This window comes from Hoeflea sp. CAU 1731, assembly GCF_039888615.1.
Classification (GTDB): domain Bacteria; phylum Pseudomonadota; class Alphaproteobacteria; order Rhizobiales; family Rhizobiaceae; genus Flavimaribacter.
Genome location: NZ_JBDQQS010000003.1, coordinates 298,572 through 312,248, shown reverse-complemented (window position 1 = coordinate 312,248; position 13,677 = coordinate 298,572). Strand labels below are relative to the sequence as shown.

Sequence of the window (13,677 nt, the reverse complement as noted above, 5' to 3'; positions counted from 1 at the left end):
GGATCATGCTCATATTGCTGGCGCTGGGGCTGCAGTGCGTCGTCGCCGCGCACGCCCAACCCGCCGCGCCGTCGCCATTCGCGGATAACGACCATCCGGCGTTGCCGCAGGACGACTATATTCCGGACGAGTCAGCGGTCGAGGCGGATACAGCAGAGGATGCGCCCGAAACCCCGATGGAAGGCGCCGATATCGCCTATGGCGCCTTTCAGCGCGGATATTATCTGACGGCGCTGGAATTCGCGCTGCCGCGCGCCAAGCTCGGAGATCCGGCCGCCCAGACGCTGGTCGCGGAAATCTATTCGGAGGGCCTTGGCGTTCCGAAAGATCCCGACGAGGCGGCGTTTTGGTATTCCGCGGCGGCCAAAAGCGGTGACCCGACTGCGCAATTGAAATACGCACTCATGTTGCTTGAGGGAACGCAGGTCGAAAAGGACCGGGATCGTGCCCGCGAACTGATGAAAAAGGCGGCCGACGCCGGAAATTCTTCGGCGCAGTTCAACTACGGACAATTGCTGATCACCGACCAGCCGGGAGCTGAAGGCGTTAAGGCGGCGCTGCCCTATATGCTTGCCTCGGCGGAGGCGGGCATCGCCGACGCGCAATTCGCGCTGGCGCAAATCCGAGCCTACGGTATCGGCAACACGGAGCCGGATCTGGACAAGGCGCGGAAATGGATGATACGCGCCGCGCGGTCGGGCTACGACACCGCCCAGCTCGACATCGCCGTGTGGCTGATCGACGGGATCGGCGGCGATCCCAACTTTGACGCCGGTTTCGGCTGGATGCGTCGGGCGGCGAATTCCGGAAACGTCATGGCGCAGAACAGGATCGCGCATCTCTATATCAACGCGATCGGCACGCGCCCTGATCCAATCGAGGCCGCGAAATGGTATATCCTGTCGCGTCGCGCGGGACTGGAGGACGCGTCGCTTGAAGATTTCTTTCAAGGCCTGACCGCCGAAGAGCAGAAAGCCGGCATCGAAGCCGCCAACAATTTCCGGTCTCGCTTCTAAGCCGGCTCCGGACAGGCGTTCGGGCTTGAAACTCGGCTGCTTTTGTGGTCTGGAAGCGCGGATTTCTCAACAACCGGACCACAGCAATGAAAATCAACGGAAACGAAATTCGTCCCGGGAACGTCATCGAGCACAATGGCGGCCTCTGGGCCGCGGTCAAGACCAATGCGGTCAAGCCCGGCAAGGGCGGCGCGTTCAACCAGGTCGAACTGAAGAATCTGATCGACGGCACCAAATTGAACGAACGTTTCCGCGCATCGGAAACGGTCGAGAAGGTGCGCCTCGAACAGAAGGAATTCCAGTATCTCTACGAGCAGGGAGACATGTTGGTTTTCATGGACACCGAAAGCTACGAACAGCTTGAACTGCAGCATGATTTCGTTGGCGATCGCTCGAACTTCCTGCAGGACGGCATGATGGTGACGGTCGAGCTCTATGAAGAAAAGCCGATCGGCGTCTCGCTTCCCGACCAGGTCACGCTGAAGATCGTCGAGGCCGATCCGGTGGTGAAAGGCCAGACGGCTGCGTCGTCCTACAAGCCGGCGGTCATGGAAAACGGCATCCGCGTCATGGTTCCGCCTTTCATCGAGGCGGGCGAAACCATCCTTGTCGACACCAACGAGATCAGCTACATCCGCCGCGCAGACTAGTGGTCCGATTCCGACATTTGCATCCCGATGCGACTTGTTCCGCAGCAAATGTCGCAATCTTCAGGACCACTAGCTGGATTATAATTCTAGTGGAGCTTTTAATTTGACATTTGAAAATGAATTCGCGACTTGCGGGACTCAAATGTCGAATTTGCTCCACTAGGCCGGTCAACCGCCAGGAAAAGACGCTATCAATGGCCCGTTCAGCCCTTCTCAACGTCATGGTTCAGGCCGCCTTCAAGGCGGGCCGGTCCCTTTCGCGCGATTTCGGCGAAGTTCAGAACCTGCAGGTCTCGCTGAAAGGTCCAAGCGACTATGTCAGCCAGGCCGACAAAAAAGCCGAGGACGTGATCCGCAGGGAATTGCTGAAAGCCCGGCCGACCTACGGCTTCCTCGGCGAGGAAAGCGAAGAGGAAAAGGGCACGGACGGGCAGCATCGCTGGATCGTCGACCCGCTGGACGGCACCACCAACTTTCTGCACGGTATCCCGCATTTTGCGGTCTCGATCGGGCTTGAACGGCAGGGCGAGATGGTCGCCGGCGTTGTCTACAACCCGGTCACGGACGAACTCTTCATCGCGGAACGCGGCGGCGGCGCGTTCGTCAACGACCGGCGCATGCGGGTGGCGGCGAGAAAGACCCTCACCGATTGCGTCATCGGCACCGGCGTCCCGCATCTCGGTCGCGGCAAACACGGCCAGTTTCTAATCGAACTGCGCAATGTGATGGGCGAAGTGGCGGGCATTCGCCGCAGCGGCTCCGCCGCCCTTGATCTCGCCTATGTCGCAGCCGGCCGCTATGACGGTTTCTGGGAAGAGGGCCTCAGCCCCTGGGACATCGCCGCCGGAATTATCCTCATCCGCGAAGCAGGCGGTTTCGTTTCCGACCACTCCGGCGGAAACAGGATCTTCGAGACCGGCTCCGTCGTGACCGGCAACGAGCGGATCCAGCGAGAACTGATGCAGGCGCTCAAGCGGCCGGCCGTCTGACGAACACATATCGGCGTTATTCTGCGGTTACGCTCCTTTTCTGTCTCGTTGTTGCCCAACAAGTCTTTTATTTTGTCCTTGTTTTTGTTTATCTCTCTTCCGTGCCGGAGGGGAGGCAATGATTCCTGTGTACTATTGTGCTCACCCGAACGGGACGCGGGCATGAATCCGGCAGACCGGTTGGCTGAAGGAATGGCCGGCTGATGTAGAATCTGGGGTTTCTTGCATATGGCAAAACTGAGACTATCGGGATGGGGCTTATCGGATCAGGATGGTCTTCAGCCGAGCCGGCTGTCCAGCCCGCTCGTCTTTTTCTGGAGCCAGCTGATCTTCCTCATAATATCGGGATTTCTGGCCGCTATACTGTATCGGCAGATATCGGAGGCGTTTTTCGCCAATCCCGGTCTCAACGGGCTCATCCTTTTCGTTCTCGCGATTGGCGTTTTCCTGGTCTTCAACCAGGTGCTGCGATTGCGGCCGGAAGTACGCTGGGTAAATTCCTTTGTGCAGGGCGCAGACCGCGTGCGCAATGTTCGCGAGCCGACGCTGCTGGCGCCGATGCGCGCATTTCTCACCCGCAAGGAATCGATGTCCCTGACGACGTCGTCGTTGCGCTCCATTCTGGATTCGATCGCCACGCGCCTTGACGAATCGCGCGATACGTCACGCTATCTCATCGGGCTTCTGGTCTTTCTCGGCCTGCTCGGCACCTTCTGGGGCCTGCTACAGACGATCGGCTCGATCAACACGGTTATCCAGTCGCTGGATCCTGGAACCGGCGACACGAATGACGTGCTGGCGGCCCTGAAGGACGGGCTTTCCTCGCCGCTTGACGGCATGGGAACGGCGTTTTCCTCGTCGCTTTTCGGTCTCGCCGGCTCTCTTGTTCTCGGCTTTCTCGACCTTCAGGCCGGCCGCGCCCAGAACCGGTTCTACACCGAGCTGGAAAACTGGTTGTCGACGGTCACCGATCCGGATTTCGACGTCGTGCACGAATCCGCAGGCGGAGCCGACAACGCCGAAGATATTCGCCGTCTGTCCGAGACGGTGCAGCACATGGCGCAGTCCGGCGGCGGCATCAACCAGCGCTCCACCGCCGCGATGGCCAATCTTGCCGAGGGCATTCAGGGCCTCGTCAAGAACATGCGCAGCGAACAGCAGATGCTGCGCGACTGGATCGAGGCTCAGCAGGCCGAATCGAAGGCGCTGCGCGCCACGCTGGAAAGGCTCAGCGAAAAGATAGAGCGGCTCGGCGGCGGCAGGGGAGATCGGTAGCCGATGGCGCTCGCCAAAAGCAGGAGAGGATACAGGAGCGTCGACTACTGGCCGGGTTTCGTCGACGCCCTGTCGACGCTGCTTCTCGCCATCATGTTCCTGCTCTCGGTCTTCGTGCTTGCGCAGTTTCTCTTAAGCCGTGAAATCAGCGGCCGCGACGAAGTTCTTAATCGCCTGAACAGCCAGATCAACGAACTGACGCAACTCTTGGCGCTCGAACGGTCGAGCAACCAGGACCTGGAGGATTCGCTGGCGAACCTGCAGGCGTCGCTGTCTGCGGCCGAGGACGAGCGCTCGCGGCTGCAACAAATACTCGACCGCGGATCGGGCGCTTCGGATCTGGCCCAGCAGCGGATCGGCGCGCTGGAGGATACGCTGGACGAGGAGCGCCAGGTCAGTCAGCGTGCGCTGGCCCAGGTAGAGCTTCTCAACCAGCAGATTTCGGCTCTGCGCCGCCAGATCGCGGCGCTCGAAGACGCGCTGGAAGTGTCGGAGGAAAAGGACCGGGAGAGCCAGGTCAAGATCGCCGATCTCGGCCGCCGCCTGAATGTGGCGCTGGCCCAGCGCGTGCAGGAACTGAACCGCTACCGCTCGGATTTCTTCGGACGATTGCGCGAGATCCTGTCGGATCGGGAAAACATCCGCATTGTCGGCGACCGCTTCGTTTTCCAGTCGGAAGTGCTGTTTCCGTCCGGCGGCGCGGACCTCAACGAGGCCGGCGAGGTCGAGATGGCCAAGCTGGCCCAGGCGTTGCGCGACCTGTCCCGCGAAATCCCGTCCGACATCAACTGGGTTCTGCGCGTCGACGGCCATACGGATAACGTGCCGCTGTCTGGAGCCGGCCGCTACGCCGACAACTGGGAGCTTTCCTCGGCGCGCGCCACATCGGTGGTCAAGTTCCTGATCGAACAGGGCGTTCCGGCCGAGCGGCTGGTCGCGGCAGGCTTCGGCGAATTCCAGCCCATCGAGGAGGGCGATTCGCGTGAGGCCCGCGCCACCAACCGCCGCATCGAGCTGAAACTGACGGAGCGATAAAAGAACGGATCGCCGCCGGCGGGAGACCGGCCGCGACATGGGAGGATACATGGACTGCGACGCAATTATCGTCGGCGCCGGACTTGCGGGTCTCGTCGCCGCGACTGAACTCGTCGACGCCGGCAAGTCCGTCGTCATCGTCGATCAGGAAAACGAGAACAATTTTGGCGGCCAGGCCTTCTGGTCGTTCGGAGGGCTGTTTTTCGTCAACTCCCCTGAACAACGCCGCCTCGGCATCCGCGACAGCCGCGACCTCGCCTGGCAGGACTGGCAAGGCTCTGCGCAGTTCGACCGGGACGACGACCACTGGCCACGCAAATGGGCTGAGGCCTATGTCGATTTCGCGGCGGGCGAAAAGCGGTCCTGGCTGCATCAACAGGGCGTGCGCTGGTTTCCCGTGGTTGGCTGGGCCGAGCGTGGCGGCGGCCTCGCTGACGGTCACGGCAATTCCGTGCCGCGTTTCCACATTACCTGGGGCACCGGTCCCGGACTGATCGAACCTTTTGAGCGGCGCGTGCGCGAAGGCGTCGACAAGGGGCTGGTCACACTGTGTTTCCGGCATCGCGTCGACGAGCTGATCGTGACCAACGGCGCCGTCACCGGCGTTCGCGGCAAGCTGCTCGAGGCCTGCGCAAAGCCGCGCGCCGAAGAATCCAGCCGCGTCGAGACCGGAGATTTCTCGTTTTCGGCGGAGGCGGTGATCGTCACCTCGGGCGGCATCGGCGGCAATCATGAACTCGTTCGTCGCAATTGGCCGAGGGATCGCCTCGGCGAGCCGCCTGCGGAGATGATTTCCGGCGTGCCGGCGCATGTCGACGGGCGCATGCTCGCAATCAGCGAGGCGGCGGGCGCCGCGATCATCAATTCCGATCGGATGTGGCACTATACGGAGGGCGTGAAGAACTGGGCGCCGATCTGGCCGGCTCATGGCATCCGCGTCCTGCCCGGACCGTCGTCGCTCTGGTTCGATGCTGAAGGCAATCGCATGCCTGTCCCGTGCCTGCCGGGGTTCGACACGCTGTCGACCCTTCGCCACATTATGCGCAGCGGTCGCGGCTACAGCTGGTTCGTTCTCAACCAGTCGATCATTGAAAAGGAATTTGCGCTTTCGGGATCCGAGCAGAATCCCGACCTGACAGGCAAAAGCGTTCGCCAGGTGCTGCAGCGGGTCAAGAAGGGCGCGCCGCCGCCCGTTGAGGCTTTCAAGGAAAAGGGCGAGGATTTTGTCGTTCGCGACACGCTCGAATCCCTCGTCGAGGGCATGAACGCATTGACCGGCGACGCCCTGATAGATCACGGCCGGCTGAAGGCTCAGATCGAGATGCGCGATCGCGAAATCGACAACGTCTATACCAAGGACCTCCAGGTCGCGGCCATCCGCGTCGCGCGAAACTATCTCGGCGACAAGCTGATCCGCACCGCCAAGCCGCACCGCATACTCGATTCGAAACACGGTCCCCTGATCGCAGTCCGGCTGCATATTCTAACTCGAAAGACTCTCGGCGGCATCCACACCGACCTGTCGTCACGGGTGCTGGACAGCGGTGGTGAACCGATTCCCGGTCTTTATGCTGCGGGCGAAGTCGCCGGTTTCGGCGGAGGCGGCGTTCATGGCTACAACGCCCTGGAAGGCACCTTCCTCGGCGGCTGCCTCTTTTCCGGAAGGATCGCCGGCCGGGCCGCGGCGAAGGGATAGCAGTCCACGCGACTTAGAAACAAAAAGAGAACATTGGAGAAGATTTTCGGAGCGTTTTGTGGTATAGTCGGGGCAGCGAAAGAGGCGCGTCGGTTGACGTCCAGCTTTATATGCATTGACCTGAAAAACGCAGATTCCCGAAACAAAGCCAAAATCGAAGTTGAAAAGGCCGATTCCCGAAACGAACCCAGATACAATTCCGGAAAAGCCGAATTCCCGAAACAAAGCCAGATCCGGTTTCGCAACAACCAAAATCCCGAAACAAAGCCAGATATAATCCTGGAATACTTAAGTTATTGAAAATATAATGTAAATTATGGGATTAAGGCGAATAGCGCCACGCTTTCGGGTGTCATTCCCCCGCGGCGACGCTCAGCGCTTCACTGTTGTGATCGAATTGAAGCCGGGCGAGACGCGCATAGATGCCGTTTTCCCGCACGAGCGCGCTGTGCGCGCCTTCCTCGACAATCTCGCCGCCGTCGATAACCAGGATCCTGTCGGCCTTCAGGATGGTCGCCAGCCGGTGGGCGATGACGAGCGTCGTGCGATCCTGCATCAGCGAGGTCAGGGCCTTCTGAACCAGGGTCTCGCTTTCCGCGTCCAGCGCGGAGGTCGCCTCGTCCAGAAGCAGGATCGGGGCGTCCTTCAGTATGGCGCGGGCAATGGCGACGCGCTGGCGCTGGCCGCCCGAAAGCGTGACGCCGCGCTCGCCGACCATCGTGTCGTAGCCGGATTCGAGATTGCGGATGAAATCGTCCACCAGGGCCGCTTTTGCGGCGGCGACGATGTCGTCTTCCGATGCATCGGGTCGCCCGAAGGCGATGTTCTCGCGCACGGTGCCGGCGAAGATCGTCACGTCCTGCGGCACGCTGGAAAGCCGCGCCCGCAGATCCGACGGATCGACGTCGCGCACGTCCACGCCGTCGACGCGCACGGTCCCGCCGTCGGGATCGTAGAACCGGTTGATGAGCGCGAAGAGCGTGCTCTTGCCGGCGCCTGAGGGGCCGACGATCGCCACCGTCTCGCCCGGCTTCACGGAGAAGGAGAGCCGGTCCAGGATCGGGTGTCCGGGGCGGGCGGGATAGGTGAAACGCACCTGTTCGAATTCGATCGACCCGAGCGGCGGCTCGGGCATTGCGACCGGGTTTTCCGGCGCCTCGATGGCCGGTTTTTCCTCCAGCAGTTCGGTCAGCCGCTCGGCTGCGCCGGCGGCCTGCGAGAGCTCGCCCCAGATTTCCGACAGCGTGCCAAGGCTGGTCGCCGCCACCACGGAGTAAAGCAGGAACTGGCCGAGCGTTCCGGCCGACATCGTGCCTTCGAGCACATTCTGCGCGCCATACCACAGGATGCCGATGACGCTGGCGAAGACCATCAGGATGGCGACGCCGGTCAAAAAGGCCCGCGAACGCGTGGCGGCGCGGGCCGCCAGAAAGGCGCTGTCGACGGCTCCGGCGTAGCGCCGGATCGCCATCGGCTCGCTGTTGAAAGACTGCAATGTGCGCGTCGCTCCAACCGCTTCGCTGGCGAAGGCGGTGGCCTCGGCGAGCGTGTCCTGGGCTTCGCGGGAGCGCCGGCGGACAGAGCGGCCGAAGCCGACCAGTGGCAGCACGATCAGCGGGATCGCAAGCAGCACGAGACCGGAGAGCTTCGGGCTGGTCACCACCATCATGATCGTCGCGCCGAGGCAAAGAATTGTATTGCGCAGGGCCAGCGAGGCCGTTGCGCCGACGGCGGATTTGATCTGCGTCGTGTCGGCGCTCAGCCGCGAAATGATTTCGCCGGACTGGTTGAGATCGAAAAACGAGGCTGAAAGTCGGGTAACATGGGCGAATACGTCCCGGCGCAGATCCGCCACGACGCGTTCGCCAATGGTGATCACGAAAAAGTACCTGAGCGCGCTGGCGAGCGCGAGCAGCGCGGCGATCACGAGCAGCATCGAGAAGTAATTGTCGATGAAGCCGGCGTTCGATCCGGAAAAGCCCTTGTCGATCATGCGGCGAACGGCCAGCGGCAGGGCGAGCGTCGCGACGGCCGCAAGAACCAGCGAAACCAGCGCCGAAACGACGAGGCCGCGATAGTTCAGCAGATACGGATAGAGATAGGTCAAAGGACGCAGCGAGGACCGGCCGCCTTTTTTCCGCTTGCCGTTTTCGACCATTTCATTCCCTGTGCTGACGCCGGTTGCAAAATTGCGTCCGGCCACTTGTCACGTTCCGGGCCATCATGTATAGGCTCGCCATCGAATTGGAAAGCCGTGACCGTCCCGGTATGCGGCTTTGTTTGTTAAATGGGCCGGATTGCCGCACCCCGAACCGACGCAAGGCGGATGGTTCCGGCTCCGACCGATCCCGAACTGGCAGGACATTGCAATGAAGGCTGATATCCATCCCGATTATCACATGATCAAGGTCGTCATGACCGACGGAACGGAATACATGACCCGGTCGACCTGGGGTTCCGAAGGCGACACCATGACGCTCGACATCGACTCCAAAGCGCACCCGGCCTGGACCGGCGGCCAGCAGCAGCTGCTCGATCGCGGCGGACGCGTCTCCAAGTTCAAGAAACGTTTTGAAGGCCTCGGCCTCTAAGCGACGTTCGACTGGACTTGCAGGATTATCGAAACCCGCCGCCAGGCGGGTTTTTTCTTGGAAGATAACCGGATCAGCCGGTCCCGAACGCTGTGCTCAACAATGTCTGCTGGGCCTTGACGGCGTTTTCGCGATCCGGATTGACGGGCGCCGCCTTCTGTTCGTCGCGATGGTAGATCTCGCTGTCGAGCAGGGCGACGCGCGACTGGACGCGAAGCGATCGTTCGACGAGCACGCGGAACTCGAGCGGTAATTCCGTCCAGCCCGGCGCCGAGGGGTCGCAGGCAAAGCTGTCGAGACGCACCTTGGACTTTTCCGCAATGACCTGCTCCCGGGTCATTTCTCCGGTGTTGACGGCTCTTTGCAGCAGAAGCCATGAGGCGAGCTGCATAAGGCGCGTGGTCAGGCGCATGGACTCGGCGGCGTAGAGGACCGAAGCAAGACGCGGCAGCGCCTTGGATTCTTGTCGTCCCGGACCGTCGAGATATGCGGCGGTTTCTTCCACCAGCTGCATGCCTTCGGAATACAGAAGACTGAAGGATGCCGAAGAGGTAAAACGATCGGCAATTCGTATCGTGTTTTCTTTGGATTCAGCCATTTATTTCATTCAGTATAGATTGCGCCGGCGTTGTCCCAATCTCCGCGGCATCATTGTTATAATTGCCTCCGACGTGACATCAAAGTAGGCTCAATCGGTTGTGCACATGGTTTGTGAGCCAAAATGCAGATAGAGACGCTTTTGGGCAAGAACATAATTAAAGAAAGGTTAACGGCTTTCGCTAAATGCCTACTACCCGAAGACACAAAAAAAAGAGCCGCAAGGCGGCTCTCAGAAGTTTAACAGGGAGGCATCAAACAGAATGACCACTTGTCACTCGGTCCGAAATCCAGAAGCTCTGGATGCAACCAGTAAACACCTGTAAAGCTTAATGACCGGTTAACGGTTGGGAATTTATTAAAAGTTTTTTGTTGTTTCCGCTCTAAAGGGTTCATTTGAAGATGGAGTTGGCCGCATCCCGGCTGCTTTGCTTCGAATCTTTCTCCTTCTCCAGACGCTCGATCTCGGCCTTCAGCAAATTGATTCGATGCTCAAGTTCATCCACTGACAGCATCGACAGGTCGCTTCCGACTTCATGGAAGGTGGGCTTCTTCTGAGGCTCTTCGTCAAATATCGACATCCCGGTTCTCCTTCGACGGCGTCAAGGCAAAAGAGGTTTGTCCGCCGGCATGGCGGACTGGCCATGATAATGGCATAAGACGGGTGAGTTCAACGAGAGCAACCGAGGTGAAGCGATGCGGGTGATAGAAATCCGGGAGCCGGGCGGTCCGGAAGTGCTGGAAGTAGCGACGAGGGATGCGCCGGAGCCGCGGGAAGGGGAACTGCTCGTCCGCGTCAAGGCGGCGGGCGTCAATCGCCCGGATTGCCTGCAGCGCATGGGCGGTTACGCGCCACCGCCAGGCGCGTCCGATGTGCCGGGACTTGAAATCGCCGGCGTGGTCGAGGCGCTCGGACCCGGCGCAGAAGGGTTCAAGGTCGGCGACGCCGTATGCGGACTGGTTCCGGGCGGCGGCTATGCGGAGTTCTGCACGGTTCACGCCAGTAATGCGCTGCCGGCGCCGGCAGGCTTCAGCTTCAATGAGGCGGGCGCCATACCCGAAACCTATTTCACCGTCTGGCACAATGTGTTTCAGCGCGGCGGTCTTCGGGAAGGCGAGGTGTTTCTGGTCCACGGCGGAACGTCGGGCATCGGAACGACGGCCATTCAGCTCGCCAAGGCCTTCGGCGCGACGGTGCTCGCCACGGCGGGCACGGAAGAAAAATGCAAGGCCTGTCTCGATCTCGGCGCCGATCGCGCGATCAACTATCGCGACGAGGATTTCGTCGCAGCCGTCAAGGACGCCACGAATGGCGTAGGCGCCAATCTGATCCTCGACATGGTCGGCGGCAACTATATCGAACGGAACTTCGACGCTGCTGCCGAAGAAGGGCGCATCGTACAGATCGCTTTCCTTGGCGGACCGAAGGCGGAGGTCAATTTTTTCAAGCTCATGGTCAAGCGGCTGGTGCACACCGGCTCGACGCTCAGGCCGCGCAGCATCGAGTTCAAGGCGCAGATTGCGAGGGAACTGCAGGAAAAGGTCTGGCCGCTGCTGGAAAAACGCCAGGTCGCGCCGGTCATGGACACGATCTTTCCATTCGAACGCGCTTCCGCCGCCCATGCCCGCATGGAGGAAGGGCAGCACATCGGCAAGATCGTGCTCGACCTGGACGGTTAGGCGCTCGTGACCAAGATACTCGCCCTGTTCCTGCTGCTGGCGATGGCGGCCCATATCATCAAGCCGCTCGGCCTGCCGGGCCTGAAGAAGCGTGGAGACTTCTGGAAGATCGCCGTCATCGCCTTTGTGGTGATGAGCCTGGCGATCGTGCTTCAGGTGGAGTGACCGGCGGGCTCGGGAAGCGCAAGGATCGTGTCGGCTAGCAGTTCCGCCCAGTAACCGTAACCGGCCGCGCTGGCGTGAAATCCGTCCATGGAATAACCGAGTGGATTGGACGATTCGAGAAGCGGCGCGACCGTAGCGTAGCGCTCGTTGCAAAGCTTCATTCCCATATCGTTGATGAGTTCCCGGCGCATTTGCAGGATCGCGGCGAGGGGGCCTGGAAAACCGGGAACGGTCTTCATGTCGATCAGCGGCGACCAGATGAGGGTCGCGTCTGGCCACTTTGCGTGAAGCGCATAAAGCAGCCCGCCAAACGCCTTCTTGAAGCGACTGACGGTATGGAAGTTCTTCATGTCGTTGGTGCCGAGAGACAGCACGATATGGGTGTAGGGCTTGCGCTCGAGATTGGGCGTGACATGGTCGCGGATCTGACCGCTCGTGGCGGAATTCGATCCGGATATGCGCCAGGACGCCGAAGCGTTCGATTTGCTGTTGATGAAACCGGCGATCTGGGGCGCAAGCGAATCCCCGACATCTTCCACGCCTACGCCGCAGGCCGAAGAATCGCCGATGACGAGGAGGCGGTAGGCCTCTTTGCCCGCTACGCCTGCGACGCCGCTTTGCGGACCGGACGGCGGCGCCTGGCGCGGCGTGCGCGCCCTGACCTTGAGGCCATAATAGAGCGCGACTGGCATCAGCATCCAGCTTGCGAGGCTGTAGAAGAGTTTCGTTCGGGTGTTCAGCATGAGTGAATGGTCCGGCGGGTTTCACCGGATATCACCGTCCGAAGCCGGAGCTGTCAAGGCGCGGGCCGGCGCTTGTGCGCCTGCCTGTCGCGTCTTTTTGTGTCAGGCGGCTTTTTCCAGTTCGGCCTTCCAGTCGCCCACTGCGGCGAGCCCGTTCATCCGTGCGCGGTGGCTGAAGGCCCTTTGTGCGGCGGCGACGTTCTCCGTCTTGCCGGACCAGGCCTTGAGCGCTGCGGCTTGCAGCGCGCGGCCATAGGAGAATGTCAGCGCCCAGGGCAGGTCGCCCTTGGCGTTCATTGCCGAAAGATGCGCTGTCGCTTCTTCGTCGGATTGTCCGCCGGACAGGAAAGCAATGCCCGGAACGGCCGCAGGGACGGTCGATTTCAGACAGTGCAGTGTTTTTTCGGCGACTTCTTCCACGCTTGCGGTCCGCTTGGCCTTGCCGTCGATGACCATGTTGGGCTTCAGCACCATGCCCTCGAGCAGTACATCGGCGTCATAAAGCGCGTTGAAAACGCTGCGCAGCACCGCTTCCGTCACCTCGTAGCAGCGGTCGATCGAATGATCGCCCGGCTCGCCGTCCATCAGCACTTCCGGTTCGACGATCGGAACGATGCCGGCTTCCTGGCAAAGGGCCGCATAGCGCGCCAGCGCGTGGGCGTTGGCCTCAACCGCATAGCCGGTCGGCAGGTCGTCGGAGATCGAGATCACGCCGCGCCACTTGGCGAAGCGTGCGCCCAGTCCGTAATATTCGTTCAGCCTGTCGCGCAGGCCGTCCAGGCCTTCCGTCACGGTCTCGCCGTCGAAACCGGCGAGCGGTTTGGCGCCGGCGTCGACCTTGATTCCGGGAACGGCGCCCGCAGCGCTGATGAGCTCGACGAGCGGCGTGCCGTCGACGGCCCTCTGCCGGATCGTCTCGTCGAACAGGATGACGCCGGAGATGCAATTCTGCATGGCGTCGTCGGCGCGGAACAGCATTTCACGATAGTCGCGGCGGTTGTTCTCGCTGGATTCCACGCCGATCGTGTCGAAACGCTTCTTGATCGTTCCGCTGGACTCGTCCGCTGCGAGTATGCCCTTGCCCGGCGCGACCATGGCGGCGGCAATATCTTCCAGACGTTCGGTCATCGGCTTTTTCTCCCTTGCCCTGCGTCGCCGACCCGCGTGAGTCAGCGCATCAATAGTGTCGGGGGATGCCGATAGCAGAAATGTCTGGCTTGTAAATGGCGGTTAAAAGCCT

14 protein-coding genes are annotated in these 13,677 nt (G+C 61.1%); 9 read left to right on the top strand and 5 right to left on the bottom strand.

Annotation, left to right across the window (positions count from 1 at the left end; translation table 11 throughout):
• The first annotated feature begins 5 nt into the window (after window positions 1–5).
• From AAFN47_RS07855 to AAFN47_RS07830, 6 genes are all read left to right on the top strand, one after another.
• Window positions 6–1,016, top strand: a complete 1,011-nt coding sequence (locus tag AAFN47_RS07855; RefSeq protein ID WP_499808645.1) for a tetratricopeptide repeat protein — start codon at window positions 6–8, stop codon at window positions 1,014–1,016.
• An 86-nt stretch (window positions 1,017–1,102) separates the two neighbouring features.
• On the top strand, window positions 1,103–1,666 hold the full coding sequence (efp, locus tag AAFN47_RS07850) for an elongation factor P (RefSeq protein ID WP_499808644.1): 564 nt from the start codon (window positions 1,103–1,105) through the stop codon (window positions 1,664–1,666).
• Between the two features lie 194 nt (window positions 1,667–1,860).
• On the top strand, window positions 1,861–2,655 hold the full coding sequence (locus AAFN47_RS07845; RefSeq protein WP_499808643.1) for an inositol monophosphatase family protein: 795 nt from the start codon (window positions 1,861–1,863) through the stop codon (window positions 2,653–2,655).
• A gap of 228 nt (window positions 2,656–2,883) precedes the next feature.
• Window positions 2,884–3,930, top strand: a complete 1,047-nt coding sequence (locus tag AAFN47_RS07840) for a flagellar motor protein MotA (protein ID WP_499808642.1) — start codon at window positions 2,884–2,886, stop codon at window positions 3,928–3,930.
• Window positions 3,931–3,933: 3 nt separating this feature from the next.
• Complete coding sequence (locus tag AAFN47_RS07835; protein ID WP_499808641.1) at window positions 3,934–4,965, top strand: peptidoglycan -binding protein; 1,032 nt, start codon at window positions 3,934–3,936, stop codon at window positions 4,963–4,965.
• A gap of 49 nt (window positions 4,966–5,014) precedes the next feature.
• On the top strand, window positions 5,015–6,661 hold the full coding sequence (locus AAFN47_RS07830; protein ID WP_499808640.1) for an FAD-binding dehydrogenase: 1,647 nt from the start codon (window positions 5,015–5,017) through the stop codon (window positions 6,659–6,661).
• A 352-nt stretch (window positions 6,662–7,013) separates the two neighbouring features.
• Here the strand turns inward: AAFN47_RS07830 and AAFN47_RS07825 are convergent, their stop codons facing one another.
• Window positions 7,014–8,819, bottom strand: a complete 1,806-nt coding sequence (locus AAFN47_RS07825; RefSeq protein ID WP_499808702.1) for an ABC transporter transmembrane domain-containing protein — start codon at window positions 8,817–8,819, stop codon at window positions 7,014–7,016.
• Window positions 8,820–9,030: 211 nt separating this feature from the next.
• On the opposite strand from AAFN47_RS07825, the gene rpmE reads away from it, so the two are divergent.
• A complete protein-coding gene (rpmE, locus tag AAFN47_RS07820) occupies window positions 9,031–9,252 on the top strand; it encodes a 50S ribosomal protein L31 (protein WP_220229821.1) in 222 nt (73 codons plus the stop codon).
• Between the two features lie 73 nt (window positions 9,253–9,325).
• On the opposite strand, the gene rcdA is transcribed toward rpmE, so the two are convergent.
• Both rcdA and AAFN47_RS07810 read right to left on the bottom strand, forming a co-directional pair.
• Window positions 9,326–9,850 carry a protease adaptor protein RcdA gene (gene rcdA / locus AAFN47_RS07815; RefSeq protein WP_499808639.1) on the bottom strand — a complete coding sequence of 175 codons (525 nt, stop codon included), beginning with the start codon at window positions 9,848–9,850 and terminating at the stop codon, window positions 9,326–9,328.
• Window positions 9,851–10,241: 391 nt separating this feature from the next.
• Entirely contained in the window at window positions 10,242–10,430 is a 189-nt protein-coding gene (locus AAFN47_RS07810; RefSeq protein WP_499808638.1) for a DUF1192 domain-containing protein, read from the bottom strand.
• 115 nt (window positions 10,431–10,545) lie between these two features.
• Here AAFN47_RS07810 and AAFN47_RS07805 point away from each other — a divergent pair, with 115 nt between their 5' ends.
• Both AAFN47_RS07805 and AAFN47_RS07800 read left to right on the top strand, forming a co-directional pair.
• Window positions 10,546–11,529 (top strand): NAD(P)H-quinone oxidoreductase, encoded by a 984-nt coding sequence (locus AAFN47_RS07805; protein ID WP_499808637.1) that lies wholly within the window; start codon window positions 10,546–10,548, stop codon window positions 11,527–11,529.
• A gap of 6 nt (window positions 11,530–11,535) precedes the next feature.
• On the top strand, window positions 11,536–11,694 hold the full coding sequence (locus AAFN47_RS07800; RefSeq protein ID WP_220229817.1) for a hypothetical protein: 159 nt from the start codon (window positions 11,536–11,538) through the stop codon (window positions 11,692–11,694).
• Here AAFN47_RS07800 and AAFN47_RS07795 read toward each other — a convergent pair.
• Window positions 11,682–12,437 (bottom strand): SGNH/GDSL hydrolase family protein, encoded by a 756-nt coding sequence (locus AAFN47_RS07795; RefSeq protein WP_499808636.1) that lies wholly within the window; start codon window positions 12,435–12,437, stop codon window positions 11,682–11,684. The two genes, AAFN47_RS07800 and AAFN47_RS07795, sit on opposite strands and share 13 nt — an antisense overlap.
• 102 nt (window positions 12,438–12,539) lie before the next feature.
• On the bottom strand, window positions 12,540–13,565 hold the full coding sequence (locus tag AAFN47_RS07790; RefSeq protein ID WP_499808635.1) for a class I fructose-bisphosphate aldolase: 1,026 nt from the start codon (window positions 13,563–13,565) through the stop codon (window positions 12,540–12,542).
• Window positions 13,566–13,677: the final 112 nt, after the last annotated feature.

What these genes read in the sequence shown, in the direction of transcription:
- AAFN47_RS07830 (WP_499808640.1), top strand. Translation starts at nt 5,015, where the DNA reads ATGGACTGCGACGCAATTATCGTCGGCGCCGGACTTGCGGGTCTCGTC.
- AAFN47_RS07805 (WP_499808637.1), top strand. Translation starts at nt 10,546, where the DNA reads ATGCGGGTGATAGAAATCCGGGAGCCGGGCGGTCCGGAAGTGCTGGAA.
- AAFN47_RS07790 (WP_499808635.1), bottom strand. Translation starts at nt 13,565, where the DNA reads ATGACCGAACGTCTGGAAGATATTGCCGCCGCCATGGTCGCGCCGGGC.
- AAFN47_RS07810 (WP_499808638.1), bottom strand. Translation starts at nt 10,430, where the DNA reads ATGTCGATATTTGACGAAGAGCCTCAGAAGAAGCCCACCTTCCATGAA.
- efp (WP_499808644.1), top strand. Translation starts at nt 1,103, where the DNA reads ATGAAAATCAACGGAAACGAAATTCGTCCCGGGAACGTCATCGAGCAC.
- AAFN47_RS07845 (WP_499808643.1), top strand. Translation starts at nt 1,861, where the DNA reads ATGGCCCGTTCAGCCCTTCTCAACGTCATGGTTCAGGCCGCCTTCAAG.
- AAFN47_RS07835 (WP_499808641.1), top strand. Translation starts at nt 3,934, where the DNA reads ATGGCGCTCGCCAAAAGCAGGAGAGGATACAGGAGCGTCGACTACTGG.
- AAFN47_RS07840 (WP_499808642.1), top strand. Translation starts at nt 2,884, where the DNA reads ATGGCAAAACTGAGACTATCGGGATGGGGCTTATCGGATCAGGATGGT.
- AAFN47_RS07795 (WP_499808636.1), bottom strand. Translation starts at nt 12,437, where the DNA reads ATGCTGAACACCCGAACGAAACTCTTCTACAGCCTCGCAAGCTGGATG.
- AAFN47_RS07855 (WP_499808645.1), top strand. Translation starts at nt 6, where the DNA reads ATGCTCATATTGCTGGCGCTGGGGCTGCAGTGCGTCGTCGCCGCGCAC.
- rcdA (WP_499808639.1), bottom strand. Translation starts at nt 9,850, where the DNA reads ATGGCTGAATCCAAAGAAAACACGATACGAATTGCCGATCGTTTTACC.
- rpmE (WP_220229821.1), top strand. Translation starts at nt 9,031, where the DNA reads ATGAAGGCTGATATCCATCCCGATTATCACATGATCAAGGTCGTCATG.
- AAFN47_RS07825 (WP_499808702.1), bottom strand. Translation starts at nt 8,819, where the DNA reads ATGGTCGAAAACGGCAAGCGGAAAAAAGGCGGCCGGTCCTCGCTGCGT.